This window comes from Nocardioides sp. Z21_20 (assembly GCF_059766585.1).
This window is the reverse complement of the sequence record NZ_JCBAJX010000025.1, coordinates 1-8,306: the sequence shown is the minus strand read 5'-3', so window position 1 is coordinate 8,306 and position 8,306 is coordinate 1. Positions and strand designations below refer to the sequence as shown.

General features: G+C 70.7%; 7 protein-coding genes. All 7 read right to left on the bottom strand.

From position 1 onward, the window contains the following. Positions 1-3 precede the first annotated feature (3 nt). A complete protein-coding gene (nuoH, locus tag AC6EH9_RS19915; protein WP_498425427.1) occupies positions 4-1,350 on the bottom strand; it encodes an NADH-quinone oxidoreductase subunit NuoH in 1,347 nt (448 codons plus the stop codon). Next, entirely contained in the window at positions 1,347-3,758 is a 2,412-nt protein-coding gene (locus AC6EH9_RS19910) for an NADH-quinone oxidoreductase subunit G (RefSeq protein WP_498425426.1), read from the bottom strand. Before AC6EH9_RS19910 ends, nuoH begins: the two co-directional genes overlap by 4 nt. Then, positions 3,755-5,077: an NADH-quinone oxidoreductase subunit NuoF gene (gene nuoF / locus AC6EH9_RS19905; protein WP_498425425.1), complete on the bottom strand. Its 1,323-nt coding sequence runs from the start codon at positions 5,075-5,077 to the stop codon at positions 3,755-3,757. The genes AC6EH9_RS19910 and nuoF overlap by 4 nt, the downstream gene beginning before the upstream one ends. After that, positions 5,074-5,862, bottom strand: a complete 789-nt coding sequence (gene nuoE, locus AC6EH9_RS19900; protein ID WP_498425424.1) for an NADH-quinone oxidoreductase subunit NuoE — start codon at positions 5,860-5,862, stop codon at positions 5,074-5,076. The genes nuoF and nuoE overlap by 4 nt, the downstream gene beginning before the upstream one ends. Continuing rightward, positions 5,862-7,235, bottom strand: a complete 1,374-nt coding sequence (locus AC6EH9_RS19895) for an NADH-quinone oxidoreductase subunit D (RefSeq protein ID WP_498425423.1) — start codon at positions 7,233-7,235, stop codon at positions 5,862-5,864. The genes nuoE and AC6EH9_RS19895 overlap by 1 nt, the downstream gene beginning before the upstream one ends. Then, the gene (locus AC6EH9_RS19890) at positions 7,235-7,978 is read right to left on the bottom strand and encodes an NADH-quinone oxidoreductase subunit C (protein WP_498425422.1); all 744 of its coding nucleotides are present in this window, start codon (positions 7,976-7,978) and stop codon (positions 7,235-7,237) included. The genes AC6EH9_RS19895 and AC6EH9_RS19890 overlap by 1 nt, the downstream gene beginning before the upstream one ends. Continuing rightward, the coding region (locus AC6EH9_RS19885) for an NADH-quinone oxidoreductase subunit B (RefSeq protein ID WP_498425421.1) at positions 7,975-8,306 on the bottom strand (332 nt) is incomplete at its 5' end. The genes AC6EH9_RS19885 and AC6EH9_RS19890, both read right to left, overlap by 4 nt.

The window sequence follows — 8,306 nt, the reverse complement described above, 5'->3', positions numbered from 1 at the left end:
CCATCAGATCTCCTCACCCGTCCGGGCTGCCGTCGACCCGACTGGGTCACCGGACTTGTCGAAGGTCAGGGGTCGGGCCGCACCGCGGACCGCACCCCCGGCGGGCATCGGCGGCACCGGGAACCCGGTGCCGGTGTTCACGACCAGGCGCTCCTTGGCCTCGATCTCCTCGGCTTCGGGGTCCTCCTTCTCACCGACGAAGAACAGCGCGATCATCGCGACGGCGAGCACGCCGATGCCGATCAGCAGGTACTGCCGGTCCACACCGCCCTCCAGGGAGATGGCGCGCACGGTGGCGACCGCGATGATCCAGACCAGCGAGACCGGGATCAGCACCTTCCAGCCGAACGCCATGAACTGGTCGTAGCGCAGCCGGGGCAGGGTGCCGCGCAGCCAGATGAAGATGAAGATGAAGAACAGCACCTTGCCGAGGAACCACAGCAGCGGCCAGTACCCCTCGTTGGCACCCGCCCAGACCTCGTCGATCCAGAACGGCGCGTGCCAGCCGCCGAGGAACAGGGTGGTGGCGATCGCGGAGACCGTGGCCATGTTGATGTACTCGGCGAGGAAGAACAGCGCGAACTTCATCGAGGAGTACTCGGTGTGGAAGCCGCCGACCAGCTCGCCCTCGGCCTCGGGGAGGTCGAACGGCGCACGGTTGGTCTCGCCGACCATCGAGATCGCGTAGATCGCAAAGGACGGGAAGAGGATCAGCCCGAACCACAGGTCGTCCTGCGCGGCGACGATCTCCGAGGTCGACATCGAGCCGGCGTAGAGGAAGACCGCCACCAGCGCCAGGCCCATCGCGACCTCGTAGGAGATCATCTGGGCGCTGGAGCGCAGGCCGCCGAGCAGCGCGTAGGGCGAGCCGGAGGACCAGCCGCCGAGCACGATGCCGTAGATCCCGATCGAGGCGATCGCGAGCACGAAGAGCACCGCGACCGGCATGTCGGTCAGCTGCAGCGGCGTGACCCGGTCGGAGAAGGGCAGCTTGACCTCAGGGCCGAAGGGCACCACCGCGAACGTCACGAACGCGGGGATCACCACGATCACCGGCGCCAGCAGGAAGACGACCTTGTCGACGTTCTTGGGGATGATGTCTTCTTTGAAGATCAGCTTCATCGCGTCGCCCAGCGACTGCATCAGCCCGAACGGGCCGTTCACGTTGGGGCCGGGACGGTGCTGCATCCGAGCGACGACGCGCCGCTCGAACCAGATGTTGAACAGGGTCAGCAGCAGCAGCACCACGAAGATCAGGACGACCTTGGTGATGATCAGCCACCACGGATCCCTGCCGAACTGCTGGAGCGGCTCCTCGGCCGCCAGCACGATCGCGCTGGTCGAGATCACTGGTCTGCTCCCTTCACGGTGACCCGGCTGCCCGCGGAGGCGAGGTCGGCGAGGACGCCGTTGCCGAAGGAGTTGCCCGGCACCCAGACCACGCCGTCGGGCAGGTCGGCCGGCTCGGCCGGCAGGGTGACGCTGCCGCGGTCGCCGGTGAGGGTGACCGTCGAGCCGACCGCGCCGTACGTCGCACGCGGGAGGCGGGCGACGGCGCGGCGGGCCGTGGCATGGAGGTACTTGTCGTTGTCCTGCATCGAGCCGTTGTCCAGCAGCTGCTTCCAGGTGGCCAGGGCGAAGGTGCCCGCCGCCGGGAGGTCGGCGGTGGCGGCCGCGGTGGCCGGGGCCGCCGCGCGGTCCCCGTCCCAGGCGCCGAACTGCTGCATCTGGGCGCGGACGTCGAGCACGGTGCGGAAGCCCAGCGGGCGGCCGAGCTCCTCGGCGATGCCCGCGAGCACGCGCAGGTCAGGCAGCGAGCGCGGGTCGGAGAAGACCGCGTCGAAGGGGCGCGGGCGCCCCTCCCAGGTGACGAACGTGCCGGCCTTGTTGGTGACCGCGGCGACCGGGAACACCACGTCGGCGGCCCGGGTGATCTCGGTGTCGCGCAGCTCGAGGCTGACCACGAAGCGGGCCGCCGCGACGGCCGCGCGGGCCGCCTCGGGATCGGGCATGTCGCGCGGGTCCACCCCGCCGACGACCAGGCCGCCGAGCTCACCGCTGAGCAGCGCGGCGACGATCGCGTCGGCGTCGCGGCCCTCGGCCTCGGGCAGCCGGTCCACGCCCCACGCGGTGGCGGCGTCGACTCGGGCGTCGGCCTGAGCGACCGGGCGTCCGCCCGGCAGCAGGTTGGGCAGGCAGCCGGCCTCGAGCGCGCCGCGGTCGCCGGCCCGGCGCGGGATCCAGGCCAGCTTGGCGCCGGTGACGCGGGCCAGCTCGAGCGCGGCGGTGAGAGCGCCGGGCACGATGGCCAGCCGCTCCCCCACCAGGATCACGCTGTCGGCGCCCAGCGCCGCGGTCTCGTCGCCGGCCAGCGCAGCCAGCGCGGCCGGCTCCTCGCCGGGCGCGGTAGGCACCACGCGGGCGTTGAGCTTCTGCGACCCCCGGCTCGTGTACGGCGCGAGGCTGATCACCTGCGTGCCCTTGCGGCTGGCCTTGCGCAGCCGCAGGAAGAGCGTGCCGGCCTCGTCCTCGGGCTCGAAGCCGGCCAGGACGACCGTGCGCGAGCCCTCGACGTCGCCGTAGGTGACGCCGCCGGCGCCGGGGCCGGTGAGCGCGACGTGGGAGGCCAGGAAGGCCGCCTCCTCCGCCGAGTGCGGCCGGGCGCGGAAGTCGATGTCGTTGGTGCCCAGCGCCACCCGCGCGAACGCGCTGTAGGCGTAGGCGTCCTCGGCGGTGACCCGGCCGCCGGTCAGCACGGCCGAGGCGCCGGCTGCGGCCAGTCCGCGGGCGGCGACCTCGAAGGCCTCCGGCCACGAGGCGGCGCGCAGCTCGCCGGTCTCGGCGTCGCGCACCATCGGGTAGGCGAGCCGGTCAGGCGTGCGGGTGTAGTTGAACGCGAAGCGGTCCTTGTCGGTGATCCACTCCTCGTTCACCTCCGGGTCGTTGCCGGCCAGGCGACGCATCACCTTGCCGCGTCGGTGGTCGACGCGGATCGCGGCGCCACAGGCGTCGTGCTCGGCGATCGAGGGGGTGGAGATCAGGTCGAAGGGCCGCGAGCGGAAGCGGTACTCCGCGCTGGTGAGCGCGCCGACCGGGCAGATCTGGATGGTGTTGCCCGAGAAGTAGGACTCGAAGGGCTCCTTCTCGTAGATGCCCACCTGCTGCAGCGCGCCGCGCTCGATCAGCGCGATGAACGGGTCACCGGCGATCTGCTCGGAGAAGCGGGTGCAGCGCGCGCAGAGCACGCAGCGCTCGCGGTCGAGGAGGACCTGCGCGGAGATGTTGATCGGCTTGGGGAAGGTGCGCTTGACCCCGCCGCCGGCGGAGAACCGCGACTCGGCGCGGCCGTTGGACATCGCCTGGTTCTGCAGGGGGCACTCGCCGCCCTTGTCGCAGACCGGGCAGTCCAGCGGGTGGTTGATCAGCAGGAACTCCATGATCCCCTGCTGGGCCTTGTCCGCGACCGGGCTGGTGGCCTGGGTGTTGACGACCATGCCGTCGGCGACCTGGAGCGTGCAGGAGGCCTGCGGCTTGGGCAGGCCGCGGCCGTTGCCCGCGTCGGGGACCTCGACCAGGCACTGGCGGCAGGCGCCGACCGGCGCGAGCAGCGGGTGGTCGCAGAACCGCGGGATCTGCACCCCGATCTGCTCCGCTGCCCGGATCACCAGGGTGTCCTTGGGGACGCTGACCTGGACCCCGTCGACGGTGAGGGTGACCAGGTCGTCGGCTACGCCGGCCCGGTCGGGTGTGGTGGTCATGCGTGCGCTCCCGACTGCGCCGGATTCGGCGCGAAGGCAGTGGCGGCTGCGGGGTCGAAGGGGCAGCCGCCGTGGGTCAGGTGGGCGAGGTACTCGTCGCGGAAGTGCTGGATCGACGACGAGATCGGGCTGGTCGCGCCGTCGCCCAGCGCGCAGAACGCGCGGCCCAGGATGTTGTCGCACTGGTCGAGGAGGAGCCCGAGGTCGTCCTCGGTGCCCTGTCCCCGCTCGAGTGCCGCGAGGGTCTGGGCGAGCCACCAGGTGCCCTCACGGCACGGGGTGCACTTGCCGCAGGACTCGTGCTTGTAGAACTCGGTCCAGCGCAGCACCGCGCGCACCACGCACACGGTCTCGTCGAAGATCTGCAGCGCGCGGGTGCCGAGCATCGAGCCGGCCGCTCCGACCGCCTCGTAGTCCAGCGGCATGTCGAGGTGCTCGGCGGTCAGCAGCGGCGTCGAGGACCCACCGGGGGTCCAGAACTTCAGCTCGTGCCCCTCGCGCATCCCGCCGGCGAGGTCGATCAGCTCGCGCAGGGTGATCCCCAGCGGGGCCTCGTACTGCCCGGGGCGCGCCACGTGCCCGGAGAGGGAGTAGATGACGTAGCCCTTGGACTTCTCGGTGCCCATCGAGGCGAACCACTCGGGCCCGTTGCGCACGATGCTGGGCACCGACGCGATGGACTCCACGTTGTTGACCACGGTCGGGCTGGCGTAGAGACCGGCCACCGCGGGGAACGGCGGACGCAGCCGCGGTTGACCGCGCCGCCCCTCGAGCGAGTCGAGGAGGGCGGTCTCCTCGCCGCAGATGTAGGCACCGGCGCCGGCGTGCACGATCAGGTCGAGGTCGTAGCCGCTGCCGTGGATGTTCTTGCCGAGGTGACCGGCCAGGTAGGCCTCCTGCACCGCGCGCTGGAGCCGGCGGATCACGTGCAGGACCTCGCCGCGCACGTAGATGAACGCGGTGTTGGCCCGGATCGCGTAGGAGCTGATGATCACGCCCTCCACGAGCGTGTGCGGGCTGGCCATCATCAGCGGGATGTCCTTGCAGGTGCCCGGCTCCGACTCGTCGGCGTTGACCACGAGGTACTTCGGGTTCGGGTTGTCCTGGGGGATGAAGCCCCACTTCATGCCGGTCGGGAAGCCCGCGCCGCCACGGCCGCGCAGACCGGAGTCCTTAACCGCGGAGATGACGTCGTCGGGGGTCATCGCCAGGGCCTTGCGCAGCCCGACGTACCCGTCGTGGGCCTCGTAGGACTCCAGGGTCCAGCTTCGGTCGGCGTCCCAGTTGTCGGTGAGGACCGGGGTCAGCATGTCGGTCACTTCGCCTCCTCCCCCGCCTTGTTGTCCTTGTCGTGCTGCAGGTCTGCCGGCGACTCGGCCAGCTTGGTCTCCGACTCGGCGCGCGAGGTGTCGGCGCGCTCGCTGGCGCCCGTGGCGGACGTCTCCAGCGACTGGGTGCCGGCGCTGCTGGGCGACGGCGCGCGCCAGCCCCGCTCACGGGCGACCTGGAGGCCGGCCAGCGAGGCGGGCCCGGCGGCCGGGCCCTCGTCGGCACGGTCGTCGGGGAAGCCGGCGAGCACCCGCTCGGCCTCGCGCCAGGTGCACAGCTTCGGTCCCCGGGTGGAGTGGACCTCGTTACCGGCGCGCAGGTCGTCGACCAGCTGGCGCGCGGACTCGGGGGTCTGGTTGTCCATGAACTCCCAGTTGACCATCACCACCGGGGCGTAGTCGCACGCCGCGTTGCACTCGACGTGCTCGAGGGTGATCTTGCCGTCCTCGGTGGTCTCGTCGTTGCCGACGTCGAGGTGCTCCTTGAGGTCGGCGAAGATCTGGTCGCCGCCCATCACCGCGCACAGCGTGTTGGTGCACACGCCGACGTGGTAGTCGCCCACCGGTCGGCGCTTGTACATCGTGTAGAACGTCGCGACCCCGCTGACCTCGGCGGCGGTGATGCCGAGGATCTGGGCGCAGGCCTCGATCCCCTCGGCCGTCACCCGTCCCTCGGCGCTCTGCACGAGGTGCAGCATCGGCAGCAGGCCTGAGCGCGGCTGCGGGTATCGCGCGGCCACCTGCTCGAGCTCGGCGTACGTCTCTGGACTGAGCATCAGCGGTCCACGCCTCCCATGACGGGGTCGATCGAGGCGATGGCCACGATGACGTCGGCGACCATGCCGCCCTCGGCCATCACACTGGTCGCCTGCAGGTTGGTGAACGACGGGTCGCGGAAGTGCGCCCGGAACGGTCGGGTGCCGCCGTCGGAGACGACGTGGCACGCGAGCTCGCCGCGCGGCGACTCGACGGCGGTGTAGGCCTGGCCGGCCGGCACCTTGAAGCCCTCGGTCACCAGCTTGAAGTGGTGGATCAGCGCCTCCATCGACTCGCCCATGATGTGGCGGATGTGGTCGAGGCTGTTGCCCATCCCGTCGCTGCCGATGGCGAGCTGGCTGGGCCAGGCGATCTTCTTGTCGCCGATCATCACCGGCGCGCCCTCGAGGCCGGCGAGCCGGTCGGCGCACTGCTCGATGATCTTCAGCGACTCGCTCATCTCGTTGAGCCGGATCCGGAAGCGCCCGTAGGAGTCCGCGGTGTCCCAGGTCTGGACGTCGAAGTCGTAGGTCTCGTAGCCGCAGTAGGGCTGGGTCTTGCGCAGGTCCCAGGCGTAGCCGGTGGAGCGCAGCACCGGACCGGTGATGCCCAGCGCCAGGCAGCCGGCGAGGTCGAGGTGGCCGATGCCCTCCAGGCGCCCCTTGAAGATGGGGTTGGCGTTGCACAGCGCCGCGTACTCGGGCAGCCGCTTCTTCATCAGCGCGATGAAGTCGCGGATCTCGTCGAGCGCGCCGGGGGGCATGTCCTGGGCGACGCCGCCGGGACGGATGAACGCGTGGTTCATCCGCAGGCCGGTGATCAGCTCGAACAGGTGCAGCACGAGCTCACGCTCGCGGAAGCCCATCGTCATCACCGTGAGCGCGCCGAGCTCCATGCCGCCGGTGGCGACCGCGACCAGGTGCGAGGAGATCCGGTTGAGCTCCATCAGCAGGACCCGCATCACCTGGGCCTTCTCCGGGATGTCGTCCTCGATGTCGAGCAGCCGCTCGACGCCCAGCACGTAGGCCGCCTCGTTGTAGAAGGGCGACAGGTAGTCCATCCGGGTGCAGAACGTGACGCCCTGGGTCCAGGAGCGGAACTCCATGTTCTTCTCGATGCCCGTGTGCAGGTAGCCGATGCCGCAGCGGGCCTCGGTGACCGTCTCGCCCTCGAGCTCGAGGATCAGCCGGAGCACGCCGTGGGTGGACGGGTGCTGCGGGCCCATGTTGACCACGACCCGCTCGTCGGCGGCCTCGCTGGAGATGTCCTGGACCAGCGAGTCCCAGTCCTGGCCGGTGACGGTGAACACGCGACCCTGGGAGGTCTCGTTGGCTCCGGCGAAGAGGTCCTCGCCGTGGCCGGGCGCGTTTCGTGTGGTGTCTGAGGTGCTCATCAGTTGTACGACCTCCGCTGGTCCGGCGGCGGGATGGTGCCGCCCTTGTACTCCACCGGGATGCCGCCCAGCGGGTAGTCCTTGCGCTGCGGGTGCCCGGGCCAGTCGTCGGGCATCAGGATCCGGGTCAGCGCCGGGTGTCCGTCGAAGATGATCCCGAAGAAGTCCCAGGCCTCGCGCTCGTGCCAGTCCAACGTCGGGTAGACGGCCACGATCGAGGGGATGTGCGGATCGGCGTCGGGGCAGCTGACCTCGAGCCGGATCCGGCGGTTGTACGTCATCGAGAGCAGGTGGTAGACCGCGTGCAGCTCGCGCCCGATGTCCTCGGGGTAGTGCACCCCGCTCACGCCCGAGGCGTACTCGAAGCGCAGCGCCGGGTCGTCGCGCAGTGCCGTGGCGACCGCCACGATGTCCTCGCGCCGTACGTGGAAGGTGATCTCGCGCCGGTGCACGACGACCTTCTCGATGGCGGTGGTGACGCCGCCCGCGGAGAGCCGGGCCTCGAGCGCGTCGGCCACCTCGTCGAACCAGCCGCCGTAGGGGCGCGCGGACGGGCCGGGCAGCACCACCTGGCGCACCAGCCCGCCGTAGCCGGAGGTGTCGCCGGAGCCGCGCACGCCGAACATGCCGACCCGGGTGCCGATCCGCTCCACCTCGCCCGCCTGGGCGGGGAGGTAGTTCTCCGGCGACTGCTCGGTCGCCGGCTGGTCGGGAGCCGAGGCGTCCCGCTTGTCGTCGCTCATCGCAGCAGCCCTCGCATCTCGGAGGTCGGCAGGGCGCGCAGGCCCTCGTTCTCGCGCTCGATGATCTCGTTGGCGCGGTTCACGCCCATCTTGGTGTGCTTGACCTGCTCGTGGAGCTTGAGGATCGCGTCGATCAGCATCTCCGGGCGCGGGGGGCAGCCGGGGAGGTACATGTCGACCGGGACGATGTGGTCCACGCCCTGCACGACCGCGTAGTTGTTGAACATGCCGCCACTGCTCGCGCACACGCCCATCGCCAGCACCCACTTGGGGTTGGGCATCTGGTCGTAGATCTGTCGCACGACGGGAGCCATCTTCTGGCTCACCC

Bases quoted from the DNA above. Each gene is read 5' to 3' on its own strand.
- AC6EH9_RS19895 (WP_498425423.1), bottom strand. From the start codon at position 7,235: ATGAGCACCTCAGACACCACACGAAACGCGCCCGGCCACGGCGAGGAC.
- AC6EH9_RS19910 (WP_498425426.1), bottom strand. From the start codon at position 3,758: ATGACCACCACACCCGACCGGGCCGGCGTAGCCGACGACCTGGTCACC.
- AC6EH9_RS19890 (WP_498425422.1), bottom strand. From the start codon at position 7,978: ATGAGCGACGACAAGCGGGACGCCTCGGCTCCCGACCAGCCGGCGACC.
- nuoE (WP_498425424.1), bottom strand. From the start codon at position 5,862: ATGCTCAGTCCAGAGACGTACGCCGAGCTCGAGCAGGTGGCCGCGCGA.